Below are 14,445 nucleotides of genomic sequence, written 5' to 3' on the forward strand. Positions count from 1 at the left end.
CGCGTCCGCGAGTGAACGCAGGTGAGGGTCGGCCTCAGCGCCTGCCGGGCCGCAACGCCTGCGTCGGATTCGGCGCCGTGGCGTTCCCTGCCCCCCGCCACCTCCTCCGGCGTCCCCACCGCCACGATCCGTCCGCCCGCCTTCCCGACGCCCGGCCCCAGGTCGATCACCCCGATCCAGGCCGAGCAGCGGCCGGTCCGGGACGCACAGGTCCGCGACCCCGCCGACCTCGATCGACCCCTGCCGCGAGGTGATGCGTCGCGTCGAGGCGCCGGCGGCGTGGGCCGGGTGACGTCAGCTCCTCGGCGGGGCCGTGCTCCGCCGGATAGCCAGGCTGACCGGGACGAGATCGGTGCCGGGGCGGGAGTCGCCGCCGGTGCGGATCTGGTGCAGCGCCTTCTCGACACAGCGTCGGCCCACCTCCGCGAAGTCCTGGTGGACCGTGGTGAGCGGCGGCACGAAGTACGCCGCGTCCGGGATGTCGTCGAAGCCGACCACACTGACGTCCCCGGGGACGTCACATCCGCGTTCGTGGAAGGCGCGCAGCAGGCCGAGCGCCATCTGGTCGTTGGCGGCGAACACCGCGGTGCAGTCCGGCTGTTCGGCGAGCGTGAGGCCGGCCGCGTAGCCCGACTCGGCCGACCAGTCGCCGTGCAGCGGCGGCGGCACGGGACGCCCCGCCTCCTCAAGGACCCTGCGCCAGGCCTGAGTTCGGCGCTGACCGGCGTACGACGACTCGGGTCCGGTGACATGCCACACCGTCCGGTGCCCCAGGTCCAGCAGATGCCGTACCGCCTTGCGGGCGCCGTCGGCCTGGGCGGTGTCGACCACGCTGTGGCGGTCGCCGGCGTCGGAGTCGACGACCACGACATGGACGCCGGGCGGGAGTTGGACCGTGCCGGTGTCCAGGAGATGGATCTCCATGATGACGATCACCGCGTCGACGGCCAGCTCGCCCATGCGGGTGAAGGCTCCCAGCACGTTGTCCTGGGTCGGCACGTCGATCGGGATCAGGGTGATCGCGTACCCCTCGGCCGCCGCGTGCGTCGCGATCGCCTCGACCGTGCGGCTGTTGCCCGTCGAGGACAGGCTGAACAGGATCACTCCGATGGTGTTGAACTGGCCGTAACGCAGGGCACGCGCCGCGCTGTTGGGGCGATAGCCCAGCTCCCGCATCGCGGCGAGCACCTGCTCCCGGGTCGAAGCGATCACCCCGGCATGGCCGTTGGAGACCCGGGAGACCGTCTGGGACGAGACACCGGCGAGCTTGGCGACATCGGCCATGGACACCCGCTGCTTGCGGCGTCCGCCGGGTACACCGGAACCGCCCCGTTCCACCACTGGTGCCTCCTTGGCCCGGCCCGCGCGGCCTGTTGCGCGATGCGCGGGATGTTACGCGTGAGAAACCTTGACTGCCGCTGAGGCGGATGCCACGATTCCGGCGCCGCCGAGTTTACGTAAACATCCCCTCCGACGGTACGCGATGTTTACGTAAACATGCGGAGCGCCGAGCCGCCACCTCTTGAAAGGGCACGTCGATGCGCAAGACCCCCGCCAGAAACCGCCTCACCTCCGGGCTGCGCGCCACCTGTGTGGCGGTCGCGATCGCCGCGGTCAGCGGTGCGACCCTGGCCGGCAGCCCAGCCTCCGCCGCGCCGACCGGCACGACCCAGTTCAAGGGTGTCAACTGGGCCGACCCGCGCGACAACTACGCCAACGACTATCTCCAGCTGTCGGGCCTGTCGACCTCCGACAGCTACGCCCAGACGTACGCCAAGGCGACCCGCATCATCTCGGCGTTCCGCGCCAACCTGGGGGCCAACACCGTCCGGCTGCCCATCAACCCCTACACGGTCAACGGCGCGTACTGGAAGTCGTACCGCGGGGTCGTCGACGCGGCCTCGGACCGCGGCTTCAAGGTCATCCTGTCCTACTGGGAGGGCACGGGCGACCAGAAGGACGGCTTCATCGACGACGAGTCGACGTACTGGCCGATGTGGAACACCGTGGTCAAGGCCTACAAGCACGACCCGAAGGTCTACTTCGAGCCGATGAACGAGCCGCACGGCTACACCGACGCCCAGTGGGCCGACATCGCCGCGAAGTGGCTCGCGACCTACCCGTCCGTCCCCCGCAACCGCGTCTTCGTCAGCGGTGCCGGCTACAACGACCACGTCACCTCGGTCTGCGCCGACCCGCGCCTGAAGGGCACCTACCTCTCCCTGCACCACTACGGCTTCTGGAAGTCGTACGCCACCTACGACCAGTGGGTGACCGACCTCAAGGACCGCATCGGCGACTGCGCGAGCCGCACGGTCATCGACGAGTTCGGTGCCCCGATGACCACGGGCCTCGACTACGACAAGCCGACGCCGGACGACAACTCCGTCAACTTCATCCAGGCCGAGACCGACACCGCCCGCGCGCTCGGTATGGGCTCCGTGTACTGGCCGGGCCTGCGCACGGACGACACGTACTCGATCCAGAAGCTGACCGGCGACGCCGCGAGGCCCTGGCTGGTCACGACGAACCAGTCCGGCGCCGACCGGCTGGCGTGGGCCTGGGGCCGGGGGAAGCCCGTCCAGAAGTGATCCGCGGCTGATCGACACGACCGGCGGGGCGCTGCCCGCCGGTCGTGTCCGTGTCAGGCCGCCGGGCGTACCAGCCCCGACTCGTAGGCGAAGACCACCGCCTGCACACGGGCACGGGCGCCGATCTTGGCCAGGATATGGCTGACGTGGGACTTCACGGTGGTCGGTGCGATGGACAGCCGCCGGCCGATCTCGGCGTTCGACCAGCCGGAGGCCACGGCGGCGAGGATGTCGCGTTCACGTCCGGTGAGCGTGCCGAGGTCGACGGCCCGGGTGGGACGGGGGACCGGCTGCTCCTGTCGGACGGTCTCGATGAGCGCGCGCGTCAGGGTGGGCGTGATGACCGCGTCCCCGGCGGCCACGACCCTGACGGCGGCGATCAGTTCCTCGGGGGTGGCCTCCTGCGGGAGGAAGCCGCCGGCACCGGCGCGCAGGGCGGCGGAGGCGTAGGCCTCGCTGCTGGTGGGCGTCAGGACGAGGATCCGCGGCCGGCGCTCTCCCGGCACGGTGGGGCGGCTGATGTGGCGGATGGCCTGGATGCCGTCCGCGTCGGAGACGCGGCCGCCCATGAGGACGACGTCGGGCCGGAGGCCGGCGCTCATGTCGGTGGCCTCGAAGGGGGTCGTCGCCTCGCCGACGACGGTCAGATCGGGTTCGGCCGCGAGGAGCATACGGAGGCCGAGGCGCTGCAGGGACTGGTCATGGACGACGAGTACGGAGGTCATGGCGTGCTTCTCCCCTGAACGAAACCGTTTCGTTCACGTGTGGGCCAGCCTAGTCCCGTCGCTATCGAAACGACATCGTCTCGATTGTGGTATCGATCACGCGCTCAGTCGGTTTCGCGCAGCGCGGCCCAGGTGCCCCGGCGTACGACGCCGTTGGCCTTCAGCCCCTTGTCGCTCTGGAAGCTCTCCACGGCGGCCGTGGTGTCGGGACCGAACTCGCCGTCCACGCCCGAACCGCCCACGTCGTATCCGCGTTTCGTCAGCATGCACTGCACCTGCAGGACGCGGTTGCCGCTGTCGCCCTCACGGGTGCGGCCGCTGCCGGAGTAGTAGGTGCAGTCGGAGATCCAGGGCGGGGCCGCGGGCTCGGAGGAGACTCCCGCGGAGGGCACGGTCGTCCCGCTGGATGCGCTCGGCCCGGTGGCCGGAGCCCCGGGAGAACCGCCCCCGTGGGGGTCGGCCGAGCCGGAGACGGGCGGGGCGGACGGGGTGGACGGGGTGGGGGAGTCGGCGGCCCTCGCCGCGCCGTCGACGCTCTTGCCGGACGCGGACGACGGGCCGGAGGCCCCTGGAATCGCCGAGACGGTGATGCCGGGCAGGGAGTCGTCACGCGTCGTTCCCGTCCCCGGAGACGCGGCCGACGCGGAGTGGTCCGGGCGGGCGAGGGCGAGGACGCCCGCGGCCGTCGCACAGAGGACCACTCCCACGGCGACGACGAGGAGTGGCTTTCTTCGGGCCCGCGTGCGGCCGCGGGCGCCGTCCGCGGCTAACCGCTCCGGCGGCTGTGCCGTCGCCGCCGTCTCCGCAGGGAGTACGGCCGCGGGCACGGCGGGCCGGTCCGCCTGCCCGGTCGGCGGTGGGGGTGCCGCCGTCGGCCCGTCGTCCGTCGAGCGCAGGCGGGGGGTCCTGTCGACCGGGAGGCGGTCGAGCACCTCGTACGCCCGTTGCCGGGTCAGCACCCTGCCCGCCAACGGCTCGGGCCAGTCGGTCACTTGGGCGCGGGCCGAGGCCGCGTCGACCAGCTCCCGCGGAGCGGGCCGACGCTCCGGTTCCTTGGCCAGGCAGACGGACAGCAGGGCGGCGAGCTCCGGATCCGCCGCAGCGACCGCGCCGAGCAGCTCCGCGTTGGGCTCCTCGAAGGCCACCCGATGCATCACGTCGACACCGGTGCCGTCGCCGAACGGGGCCTGACCGGTCGCCGCGTAGACCAGCGTCGCGCCGAGCGAGAACACGTCCGACTCCGGTCCGCAGGTGCCCGTCCTCAGGTGTTCCGGTGACATGTACGCCGGGGTGCCCACCCGGTTGCCGGTACCGGTCAGGGCGCTCGCGTCCACGGCCTTCGACAGGCCGAAGTCGATCACATGGGCGCCCTGGACGGACAGCAGCACATTGGACGGCTTCAGATCCCGGTGCACGATCCCGGCCGCGGCGAGGTCGGCGAGCGCCCGCCCGAGCTCCGCCACCAGCCGCCACACGGCGGCGGTCGCCAGAGCCCCGTCCTCACGTACGGCGTCCGCCAGATCGAGGCCCGGGAGGTACTCGGTGGCCATCCACAGAAGTCGGTCCTCGAAGCCCGTGCCGCAGAGCCTCGGAGTGTGCGGTGTGCGGACCAGGTCGTGCACCGACGCCTCGCGCTCGAACCGGCGCCGGAATCCGGGGTCGTCCGCGTACTCCGGCCTGATCACCTTCGCCGCGACGAGGCCGGGGCCGCCGTCCTCGGGACGGGCGAGGTAGACCCGGCCCATGCCGCCGCTGCCGAGCAGGGCCAGCGGTACATAGGGGCCGATGCGGCGCGGGTCGCCCGAGTGCAGGGGCGCGGCGCCGGACTGCCGCAGCGCGGCGGCGTCGTCCGGCGCCGGGTCCGGTGCCACCGGCCGGTCTTCTGACACTGATCCCCCGAAGTGATGTTCGTCGTATGTCAGTTCGCCCCCTGAGGGAAGACGAGGCTAACGCGTCCCCGGCCCGGAGACAGGGTTTCGATCAGTTTTTTGGGACCCGCCCCTTCACCGCCGGTGCATGGTCTCCAGAGCGGCCGCCAGCACCCGCGGGTCGTGGTGGCCCTTGTAGACCGCCGGAGGCTGCCGGTCCAGGTGCAGGAGCCGGGACACGGCCGTCCAGGCGGTGCGCACCGAGTACTCGACGGTGAAGACGACGTCGTCGGGTACCTCGGCGAACTGTCCGACGAAGGCGAGGTTCACCGATCCCTCGGGCACCACGTGCGGCCGGTCCTCGCGGCGGCGGGCCAGGAACTGGCTGGTGATGTACGGCATCACGCACGGCACGACCGTGGAGGTCGCCAGGACGCGGTCCGCGAGCTCCCCCTCGAAGCGCAGGTGGTACAGGACCTCTTCGAGGATCTCCCGGCCGGAGCACATCGTCATCGGCTTGGGGATGTGGTTGCCCGCACGGCCCGGGAACAGCCCGTAGCCCCACCACACCGAGACGCCCTCGGGCTGCTCGCGGTAGACCGGCTGGCGCTGGGCCACTATGGACAGCAGCCAGTTGGACTCGGTGAAGGTCATCAGGCCGCCCCGGCCGGTCTCGCGCCCGCTGAACTCCGCGAGCGCGTCGAGGAAGGCGGGGTCCTTGGCGGTGACGGTGAACGACTCCCAGCGGGACTCCTTGACATGCTTGTCGAAGGCGGCCGGGTTGCCGAACTCATCGCGTCCGCGCGCCAGTCGGTGCCACAGCAGCCAGGCGTCCGAACGGCCCGGCGCCGGCGGCGGAGGAGCGGTGTGGGTGCCGAGGCTGGAGGCGTCCGTCATCGAGCCGTTGGTGACCAGCACGAGGTCCTCGGGGGCCACGGAGATCTTCTCCTCGCGCCCGGCCCGGGTGATGTGGAGCGTCTCGACCGTGCCGCTGTGCTGTCCCGGTGCGAAGCCGAGGTCGGTGACCCGGGTCGCGGTGTGGACGACGACGCCGCGCTCGCGCAGCCAGGCCGTCAGGGGCCGCACGATGGAGTCGTACTGGTTGTAGCGGGTGCGATGGATGCCCGACATGGAGGCGAACTCGGGGAAGAGGTGGATGAAGCGGCGCAGATAGCGGCGGAACTCGATCGCGCTGTGCCAGGGCTGGAAGGCGAACGTGGTGCACCACATGAACCAGAAGTTGGTGGTGAAGAAGTGCTCGCCGAAGCAGTCCGTGATCCGTTGGCCGTCCAGGTGGCCCTCGGGTGCCGCCAGACAGCGGACCAGCTCCAGCCGGTCGCGCTCGGAGAACCCCATCGAGGACGTGTCGAGGATCTGCCCCTTGCCGTCGACGAGCCGCGATACGTCGTCCCAGCCGAACTCCTCGTGCCCGGCCAGGATCTCCTCCGTCACCGACACCGAGGGGTCGTCCAGCGAGGGGATGCCGGACAGCAGGTCGTACGTGCAGCGGAACTCCGCCTCGAACATCCGCCCGCCGCGCATGGAGTAGCCGGCTTCCGGAGTGCCGCCCGCGTCCAGGCTGCCGCCGAGCTGCCGCTGTGCCTCGAAGAGGTGGATGTCCGTCCCCTGGAAGCCGCCGTCGCGGATCAGGAACGCGGCCGCGGCGAGCGACGCGATGCCCCCGCCCACCAGATACGCCTTCGCCATGGCCCAACTCCTCGTCTCTCACACGTCGATCGGAAACCGCACACCCCACGCTTCCCTCCCGGACCGGGGGCCGTCAGTGGGCCATTGGTCACCTGCGCGGACCGGACGGCCCGCGCAGGTCGAGGGCCGTCCGGCGGATCGGGCCGCGGGCGCGGACCCGAGCCCGTTCAGGCAGTCGGGCCCGGCAGCCACAGGTCGGGGCCGAAGACCTCGTAGCGGATACGGCGGGCAGGAATCCCGGCCTCGACGAGCTGTGCGCGGACCGTGCGCATGAAGGGCAGCGGGCCGCACAGGAACACCGTGGCGTCCGCGGGGAGTTCGACGCCGTCGAGGCCCATCAGGCCCGTGTGGGTGGCGGGTTCTTCCGATCCCGGCTGCTCGTACCAGAACTCCGCGCGAGCGACCGGCAGTTGACCGACCAGCTCGCGTGTCCCGGAGCGCAGGGCGTGCTCGGACAGGGAGCGGTCGGCGTGCGGGACCAGGACCGGGCGCGGGGAGCGCAGCGCGGCGAGGTGGGCCGGCATGCCCGTCATCGGGGTGCCGCCGACACCCGCCGAGACCACTACGACGGGAGTGGTCGCGTCGGCCGGGTCGTCCAGGTGGATGTCGCCGAAAGGGATGGGTGGGCAGTGCCGCGGCGCAGGTGCGCGGCGGCCACTTCTGTGGAGCAGGCAGCCACCCGTGTGTCCGTGCCGTCGAGGGGCGTCGCAGCCAAGAGGGGCCGGCCGGCCCCCGGGGCCGGGGACCAACGGCCCAAGGCCCGCACCCGGTTCCGGGGCCGACCGGCCCCATGGATCTCCCTCTCGGCCCTACGGCTTGATGCCCACCCCGGTCCACAGACTGACCTCGGCGTCCGTGGCCTCGGACGCGCCGTCCGGGCGCCAGCGGTGGCCGACGGCGACGCCGGGGTCGAGCAGGTCGAGCCCCTCGAAGAAGCGGGCGACGTCCTGCCGGGAGCGGAACTGCACGGGTGTACCGGCGCCGTTGTAGATGTCGGTCACCTTCTGCCAGGTGTCCGGGTCGAAGTCGGGGGTGCAGTGGGACAGGGCCAGCGCGCTGCCCGAGGGAAGCACGGCCAGCAGCCGGTTCACGATGCCGTACGGGTCCTGGGCGTCCGTGATGAAGTGCATCAGCGCGTTGAGGGACAGGGCCACCGGCCGGTCCAGGTCGAGGACCGCGGCGAGTTCGGGCGCGTTCAGCAGCGCGTCCGGGTCGTTGACGTCCGCCTCGATGTAGGTGGTGCGGCCCTGGGGGGTGCTGCGCATCAGGCGCTCGGCGTACTTGAGGACGAGCGGGTCGTTGTCGGCGTACACGACCCGTGCATCGGCGACGACGGACTGGGCCACCTGGTGCAGGTTCGGCTCGGTCGGGATGCCCGTGCCGATGTCCAGCCACTGGCGTATGCCGTGCTCCCGGGCGAGCACACGGGTCGCACGGTGCATGAAGGCACGGTTCTCGCGCGCGCACACGAAGATGCCCGGGTAGGCCGCCGCGACGGACTCGGCCGCCTTCTGGTCGATCTCGAAGTGGTCCTTGCCGCCGAGGTAGTAGTCGTACATGCGGGCGGAGTGGGGCCTGCTGGTGTCGATGTCCCGCGCGGCGTGCGAGTTGGTCATCCTGTCCCTTTCAATGGTGAGCGTGGGGGTGTCGGGCAGGTCGCGGCCGGGGCCGGCAGGATCCTTCCCGCTCGGGTCCTGGTTCAGCCGGTGGCGAGGTGGTCGGCCAGGCCGCGCTTGACGCCGGCGACGAACGCGGCGATCTCCTCCGGCGTGTAGATCAGCGCGGGACCGGCCGGATCGGTCGACTGCCGAAGGGCCACGCGGCCGTCGGCCAGCTGCTTCGTCTGCACGCACTGTCCCCCGTTGGGGCCGCTCCACGGGGACTCCCAGCCCTGCTCGCCGAGAGCGGTCGCGGGCATCCCGTTGTAGACGTGGTGACAGTCGATGGTGGTCATGAGTACTCCTTGCGCATGCGATTCAGGAGTGCCCTGCTGTCCGCGTCCGAGGTCAGCAGGGACATGCGGTTGTGCGCCTCGAGATGCGCCACTACGTCGGAGCGCTGGTCCAGGTACATCGCGCCGGAGAGGATCTCGCTGTACACGATGTCCGGCAGCTCCGGCGCCTCGAAGCGGAAGTAGGTGAACGGCGCGCAGGCACCGACATGGGCGCCCGCGGTGAACGGCACGACGTCGACGCTGATGTGCTCCAGCTCCGAGACCTCGAGTAACCGCTCGATCTGCGTCCGCATCACCTCGGGGCCGCCCACCACCCGGTGCAGCACGGCCTCCTCCATCACCACCCACAGCGTCGGCGCGTCCGGTCTCTCCAGCAGGCTCTGCCGCCGCAGCCGCAGGTCCACGCGCCGTTCCAGGTCCTCGTCGGCCTCGTTCGGGAAGCCGCCGCTGAGCACTTCGCGCGCGTAGGCGCGGGTCTGCAGCAGCCCCGTGACGTAGTGCGGCTCGTAGGTGCGCAGGGTGCGCGCGCCGCTCTCCAGGCTCACATAGGCGCTGAACCAGCCCGGCAGGACATCGCGGTACGTGTGCCACCAGCCGGGCTCGTTGGCCCGCTCGGCGAGGGCCACGAACTCGTCGATCTCCTGCCGGTCCGCCCCGTACGCATGCAGCAACAGCTCCACGTACAGGGGCCGGAGGCCGACCTCCGCCTTCTCCAGGCGGCGGATCGTCAGGGAGGTGACCCGCAGCGCCTTCGCCGCGTCCTCGAGGGAGACGCCCGCGCCCTGCCGCCGCTCCTGCAGCCGTCGGCCGAGGATCATGCGCAGCACGGTGGGGGCACTGTTGCCCCCCGTGCTCTGACGGCCTTCGCTCACGCCCGCACCTCCTGAGGAACTGTCACCCGGTCGAGTCTGTCAGCGACTTGTTGACGTCACCAGACCGATATCGGCCCGTTGAAATTATCAGCAGGTCTGTTGCAGGTTGAACTTGGGTGCGATCATAGTTACTTGTGTGAACCGTGCTGCCGAACGCGAGCGCGGTCCGTCAACCGTCCCCACCCCCCAACGAGTTGGTGTGCTCCGACGTGCAAGGCGTCTCCCCGCGCCTGGCTGCGCCCGCCCCCACGGAAGGCCAACACCGTGTCCCCCCACCTCACTTCGGCTCCCCAGCTGTTAGACGCGGCCGACCCCGACCGCACCCACTGGCTCGAACTCCCGGCCCACCGCTCCAGCATCAGAGTCGCCCGCCGCTCCGTCGGCACCCGGCTGGCCGGCTGGCAGCTTCCGGTCGAATTGTGCGAGGACGCGGTGCTGCTCCTGTCCGAGCTGGCCACCAACGCCGTACGGCACACCCTCAGCGCGCGGATCCTGTGCGGCATCGGGTTCCTGAGCGATGTGTGCCTGCGGCTGGAGGTGCACGACCACGACTACTCGGGCCGCCGTGAGCTGTCCCGTCGCGAGGCGGGCCCCGACGACGAGGGCGGACGCGGACTGCTTCTGGTGGAACAGCTCGCGGTCTCCTGGGGAGTCGACCGGTCGAGGCTCACCGGCGGCAACGCCGTGTGGGCGAACCTGACGGCCTGAGTGCACGCGCCGGCGGGAGGAGTCTCAGTCCTTCGCGGGCGTCAGCTCGGCGAGCAACAGAGTGCGGTCGTCCCCACCGGCCGTACCCGTGGGGGCCCGCAGCAGCTGCTTGCACAGCGCGGACAGGGCGTCGTAGCCGCCGTTCAGCGGTTCTACGGCGGCCTCGTCCACGTGCCGGGCGAGGCGGGCGATCTCGTGGTCGATGTCGGCGTCCCGGGACTCGACCAGGCCGTCGCTGTAGAGCACCAGCAGACCCGGCTCGGTCATGCTCAGCACGGTCGGCTCGTAGCTGCCGGTGCCGAGCCCGAGGGGCAGGCCCGCTCCGACGAGCGGCACCGGTGCGGTGCGGCCGTCCGGGCCGCGCAGGAGAGGCGGCGGGTGTCCCGCGCCCACCAGGGTGCAGGTCCGCTGCCGGGCGTCCCACTCGGCGTAGATGCAGGTGGCGAAGGAGGCGCCCGGCGTCTCGCTGGCGAGCGCGTCGAGCCGCCGTATGAGCTCCGCGGCGGGAATGTCGAGGCCCGCCAATGTGCGTACCGCGGTGCGCAGTTGGATCATCGCTACCGCGGACTCCGGGCCGTGCCCCATCGCGTCCCCGACGATCAGACTCACCCGGTCGCCCGGCCGGCGCAGCACGTCCGACCAGTCACCGCCGATGATCGTGCCCTGTCCGGCCGGCAGCGAGCCATGGGCGATCCGGCAGCCCTCGACCTCCTGGACCGCGCCGGGCAGCAGGCTGTTGCGGATGGCCAGCGCGGTGCGCCGCTCGCGCTCGTAGCGGCGCGCGTTGTCGAGAGCCACGGCGGCCCGCGCGGCCAGCGACTCCGCGGCCGCCACCTCCGAGGTCAGGAACGGCCCCCGCTCCGGGGCGCGCGAGCAGGCCATGAAGCCGATCGTGTCGCCCCGCAGCCGCAGCGGCGCCACCAGGAACGCCCCCACCTTCAGCAGCTCCTCGATGCGCTCGTCCCCGTCGGCGGCGGCGATCAGCCGCTCGGTGGTGTGCGCGTCGACGGAGTCCAGCAGCTGCGCCTGCCCGTCGACGAGAGCGCGGGCGTACGGCGTCCCCCGGGGGAAGACGATCACCTCGCCGACCGGCAGTACCCCCTCCCAGGTCTCGGGCGCGTCCGTGCCCACCCGCAGCGCCAGCCGGCGGGCCTCGATCTGCGGCGGGTCGACGGCGGCGTACGCGGTCTCCTCGCGGCGCCAGCGCTCCAGCAGATACAGCGACGCCGCGTCGCAGAACCCCGGCGTCAGGGCGTGCACCACATGGCTGCCGGTCAGCTGGAGATCGAGCTCCGAGCCGATGACGTCGGCCGCGGGCGAGAAGGCCGACCGGCGCGGAGAGGGCAGGACGGCAGGAGGACCGTCGGCGGGGCTGCGCGGTTCGTTCCGCAGGGTCGTGCCTTTCCGGGTGGGGGGACCGGGTGCGCGGCGGGAACAAAGGATCACCGCGCGTCGACGGCAACTATATGATGGGACGTCAAGATCCCTGAGAGGAAAGGATGTTGTGGTGCCCGACAGCGCAGGTCCACCGCCAGGGGCCGATTCCGACAAGGCCAGTGTCGCGCGGATGTACGACGCGATGCTCGGCGGAGAGCACAATTTCGCCATCGACCGCGAGGCGGTGGCGGCGGTCACCGCCATCGACCCCCAGGTGCGCACGCTGGCCCGCGCCAACCGCGCCTTCCTCGGCAGAGCCGTGCGCTTCCTCGCCGGGCAAGGGGTACGGCAGTTCATCGACCTCGGCTCGGGCATCCCGACCCAGGGCAATGTGCACGAGGTGGCACAGGCCGCGATTCCGGGCGCCCGGGTGGTCCACGTCGACAAGGACCCCGTGGCCGTCGCCCACAGCACCTCGCTGCTCGCCGACAACGCGGACGCGGCCATCGTCGACGCCGACATCCGCCGGCCCGCCGACGTCCTGTCCTCGCCGCAGCTGCGGAAACTGATCGACTTCGAGCAGCCGGTCGCCCTTCTGATGGTCGCGATCCTGCACTTCGTCACGCCCGAGGAGGACCCGGCCGGCATCGTGGGCGCGTTCCGCGACGCCCTGCCGGACGGCAGCTGGCTCGCGCTGTCCCACGCCACGAACGAGGACCGCCCGGAGACGGCCGCCGCCGTCACCCGGCTGTACAACGCCCGGGCGACCTCGCAGGTCTCCACCCGCTCCCACGACGAGATCCACGCCCTCTTCGACGGCTTCGAACTGACCGAACCGGGCCTGGTGTACGTCCCGTTGTGGCGCCCGGACCCGGAGGAGCAGGTCCCGGACAAGCCTTCGGAGTACTGGGTGTACGCGGGGGTCGGGCGCAAGCGCGGGTGACCGGGGCTGGGTCGTGCGACGCCGAGGACGCCGGCGCCGGAGGCTGTGAACCGGGCTCATCGGGAGCTGCGCAGGGCGGTTGTGCCTGTTCCGTTCGCCCGGCGGGACCGAGCGGTCCGCACGGGGGACGGGCCACCTGGGCGGGGAACGCGATGGACGACCCACTCGCGACCGCGGCCCCCTCGGGTGGCCGTCCCCCTGGCGCGGACGCCGTTCCGGTGGGGGACGGGGGAGCCCCTTGCGGTGCCGGCCCCGGCATCCGCGCCTGATTCAATGATCACCACGCCACCACCGGTACAGGAGGGGCGAGTGGTCCGGACCGAGGGCCGTTCGGGCCCTTGACGCCCGCACGCCGGGACGCCACCCACCGGGATCAGCCGTGACCCCTCCGGGCGGGCGCCTCCCGACCCTCGGCCACCAGGCGCATCCCCTCCCGGTACGCGCCCGCGTCGATCCGCCCGCGCAGCCGCTGATCCACCAGCCGGCGCTCAGTCGCCTCGAGCGCGGCGCGGCGACGACTGGGCCGCCCGGCACGGCGGGAACCCGTGGCCGGCCGCAGCAGTCGGGCCGTGTCGTACAACGCCCCCACGAGGATGAGCAGCTGAAGCAGCGAGGCGGCGACGATCACGGCAGCGACTCCGAGCTCCGGGCGCTCACGCCACCGACCACGGGCAGCTGAACACACTCCCTGGTCCGCACGACGTACCTCAGCACCGCACCGAACAGCCACGGCATGTCCCGCACGCCCTCCTCGACGGGCACGATCCGAGGAGCATCGAGCTCCAGCCACTGCCCGCCCAGCCGCATCCGGCATCGGCCCGCGGCCCGGATGTTCTTCAACCAGTCGGATTCCCGGCCGAAGTTGACCCCGACGACGACCGTGTCGCCGCTGCGGAAGGCCCGCAGCGGTGTGTGCCGCACGACGCCGGTGCTGCGGCCGACGTGTTCGAGGTCGGCGAAGGCGAGATGACCGGCGAGACGGAGGGTCGTCCTGTTGACGGGGCCGCGCAGCCGGCGGCTCAGGAACCGGGGAAAGGGCACGGGGAGTCCACCTCCTGTGGCCGACGCGCGGAGCGTTGCGCACGGTGCAGTGCGAGACCCTTCCGGATGCCGTCGCCTGCTCCTGCCTTCAGTGCAGCGCGGCCGGTGGGGGAGGGCGAGGAGACAATCGGGGTGGGTCTCGGGCCGTTCGGCCCCTGGCGGCGCGGCGGTGTGGACGGCGCATACCCCGGTGGGTACCGGAAAGGGGACCATCGGCCCCTGATCACATCTCATCCCCCGCACCACCGTGGAGGCATGGGTAAACACATCGTGATTCTCGGAAGCGGAACCGCCGGCACCATGACCGCCAACCGGCTGCGCCGCACGTACGACGAGAGCGAGCTGCGGATCACGGTCGTCGACCAGGACGACAACCACGTCTACCAACCCGGCCTGCTCTTCGTGCCGTTCGGGCTGGCCCAGCCGCACGCCCTGGTCCGCTCCCGCCCGCGCCAGCTGCACGACGGCATCGACTACCGCCGGGCCCGCATCGACCGCGTCGACCTGGACGCGCAGACGGTGTACTTCGCCGTCGGCGGCTGGGTCGCCTACGACGCCCTCGTCGTCGCCACCGGCGCCCGGCTGCTGCCGGAGGAGACCGAGGGACTGACCGGCCCCGGCTGGGGCGAGTCCGTCTTCACCTTCTACGACCTGCCCGG

Annotated in this window: 15 protein-coding genes; 4 read left to right on the forward strand and 11 right to left on the reverse strand. The window is 71.7% G+C overall.

Translation table 11 applies throughout. The features are described from left to right. Positions 1-294: 294 nt before the first annotated feature. Entirely contained in the window at positions 295-1,341 is a 1,047-nt protein-coding gene (locus ACWC09_RS13275; RefSeq protein ID WP_450850627.1) for a LacI family DNA-binding transcriptional regulator, read from the reverse strand. Positions 1,342-1,538: 197 nt separating this feature from the next. Between ACWC09_RS13275 and ACWC09_RS13280 the strand changes: the two genes are divergently transcribed. After that, positions 1,539-2,591, forward strand: coding sequence for a glycoside hydrolase family 5 protein (locus ACWC09_RS13280; RefSeq protein ID WP_450850628.1), 1,053 nt, complete (start codon positions 1,539-1,541; stop codon positions 2,589-2,591). A gap of 53 nt (positions 2,592-2,644) precedes the next feature. On the opposite strand, the gene ACWC09_RS13285 is transcribed toward ACWC09_RS13280, so the two are convergent. The 7 genes from ACWC09_RS13285 to ACWC09_RS13315 all read right to left on the reverse strand — a co-directional run bounded on the left by ACWC09_RS13285 (position 2,645) and on the right by ACWC09_RS13315 (position 9,717). Further along, positions 2,645-3,316 carry a LuxR C-terminal-related transcriptional regulator gene (locus tag ACWC09_RS13285; RefSeq protein ID WP_450850629.1) on the reverse strand — a complete coding sequence of 224 codons (672 nt, stop codon included), beginning with the start codon at positions 3,314-3,316 and terminating at the stop codon, positions 2,645-2,647. Between the two features lie 104 nt (positions 3,317-3,420). Then, the gene (locus tag ACWC09_RS13290) at positions 3,421-5,187 is read right to left on the reverse strand and encodes a protein kinase domain-containing protein (RefSeq protein ID WP_450850630.1); all 1,767 of its coding nucleotides are present in this window, start codon (positions 5,185-5,187) and stop codon (positions 3,421-3,423) included. A gap of 132 nt (positions 5,188-5,319) precedes the next feature. Further along, the gene (locus tag ACWC09_RS13295; RefSeq protein WP_450850631.1) at positions 5,320-6,891 is read right to left on the reverse strand and encodes an oleate hydratase; all 1,572 of its coding nucleotides are present in this window, start codon (positions 6,889-6,891) and stop codon (positions 5,320-5,322) included. 167 nt (positions 6,892-7,058) lie between these two features. Continuing rightward, complete coding sequence (locus tag ACWC09_RS13300; protein ID WP_450850632.1) at positions 7,059-7,454, reverse strand: hypothetical protein; 396 nt, start codon at positions 7,452-7,454, stop codon at positions 7,059-7,061. A gap of 246 nt (positions 7,455-7,700) precedes the next feature. Beyond that, a complete protein-coding gene (locus ACWC09_RS13305; protein ID WP_450850633.1) occupies positions 7,701-8,507 on the reverse strand; it encodes an SAM-dependent methyltransferase in 807 nt (268 codons plus the stop codon). A gap of 83 nt (positions 8,508-8,590) precedes the next feature. Then, positions 8,591-8,845, reverse strand: coding sequence for a DUF397 domain-containing protein (locus ACWC09_RS13310; RefSeq protein WP_356343959.1), 255 nt, complete (start codon positions 8,843-8,845; stop codon positions 8,591-8,593). Then, complete coding sequence (locus tag ACWC09_RS13315) at positions 8,842-9,717, reverse strand: helix-turn-helix domain-containing protein (protein ID WP_450850634.1); 876 nt, start codon at positions 9,715-9,717, stop codon at positions 8,842-8,844. The genes ACWC09_RS13310 and ACWC09_RS13315 overlap by 4 nt, the downstream gene beginning before the upstream one ends. A gap of 264 nt (positions 9,718-9,981) precedes the next feature. Here ACWC09_RS13315 and ACWC09_RS13320 point away from each other — a divergent pair, with 264 nt between their 5' ends. Continuing rightward, positions 9,982-10,425 (forward strand): ATP-binding protein, encoded by a 444-nt coding sequence (locus tag ACWC09_RS13320; RefSeq protein ID WP_450850635.1) that lies wholly within the window; start codon positions 9,982-9,984, stop codon positions 10,423-10,425. A 24-nt stretch (positions 10,426-10,449) separates the two neighbouring features. On the opposite strand, the gene ACWC09_RS13325 is transcribed toward ACWC09_RS13320, so the two are convergent. Further along, positions 10,450-11,871, reverse strand: a complete 1,422-nt coding sequence (locus tag ACWC09_RS13325; protein WP_450850636.1) for a PP2C family protein-serine/threonine phosphatase — start codon at positions 11,869-11,871, stop codon at positions 10,450-10,452. Between the two features lie 61 nt (positions 11,872-11,932). Between ACWC09_RS13325 and ACWC09_RS13330 the strand changes: the two genes are divergently transcribed. Continuing rightward, positions 11,933-12,745 (forward strand): SAM-dependent methyltransferase, encoded by an 813-nt coding sequence (locus tag ACWC09_RS13330; RefSeq protein ID WP_450850637.1) that lies wholly within the window; start codon positions 11,933-11,935, stop codon positions 12,743-12,745. 373 nt (positions 12,746-13,118) lie between these two features. On the opposite strand, the gene ACWC09_RS13335 is transcribed toward ACWC09_RS13330, so the two are convergent. Continuing rightward, positions 13,119-13,373 carry a hypothetical protein gene (locus ACWC09_RS13335; protein WP_450850638.1) on the reverse strand — a complete coding sequence of 85 codons (255 nt, stop codon included), beginning with the start codon at positions 13,371-13,373 and terminating at the stop codon, positions 13,119-13,121. Next, positions 13,370-13,786: a nitroreductase family deazaflavin-dependent oxidoreductase gene (locus ACWC09_RS13340; protein ID WP_450850639.1), complete on the reverse strand. Its 417-nt coding sequence runs from the start codon at positions 13,784-13,786 to the stop codon at positions 13,370-13,372. The genes ACWC09_RS13335 and ACWC09_RS13340 overlap by 4 nt, the downstream gene beginning before the upstream one ends. Positions 13,787-14,041: 255 nt before the next feature. On the opposite strand from ACWC09_RS13340, the gene ACWC09_RS13345 reads away from it, so the two are divergent. After that, positions 14,042-14,445, forward strand: a 404-nt coding sequence (locus ACWC09_RS13345; protein WP_450850640.1) for an FAD-dependent oxidoreductase, incomplete at its 3' end; no start/stop codon positions are given.

Source organism: Streptomyces sp. NPDC001617 (genome assembly GCF_053596855.1).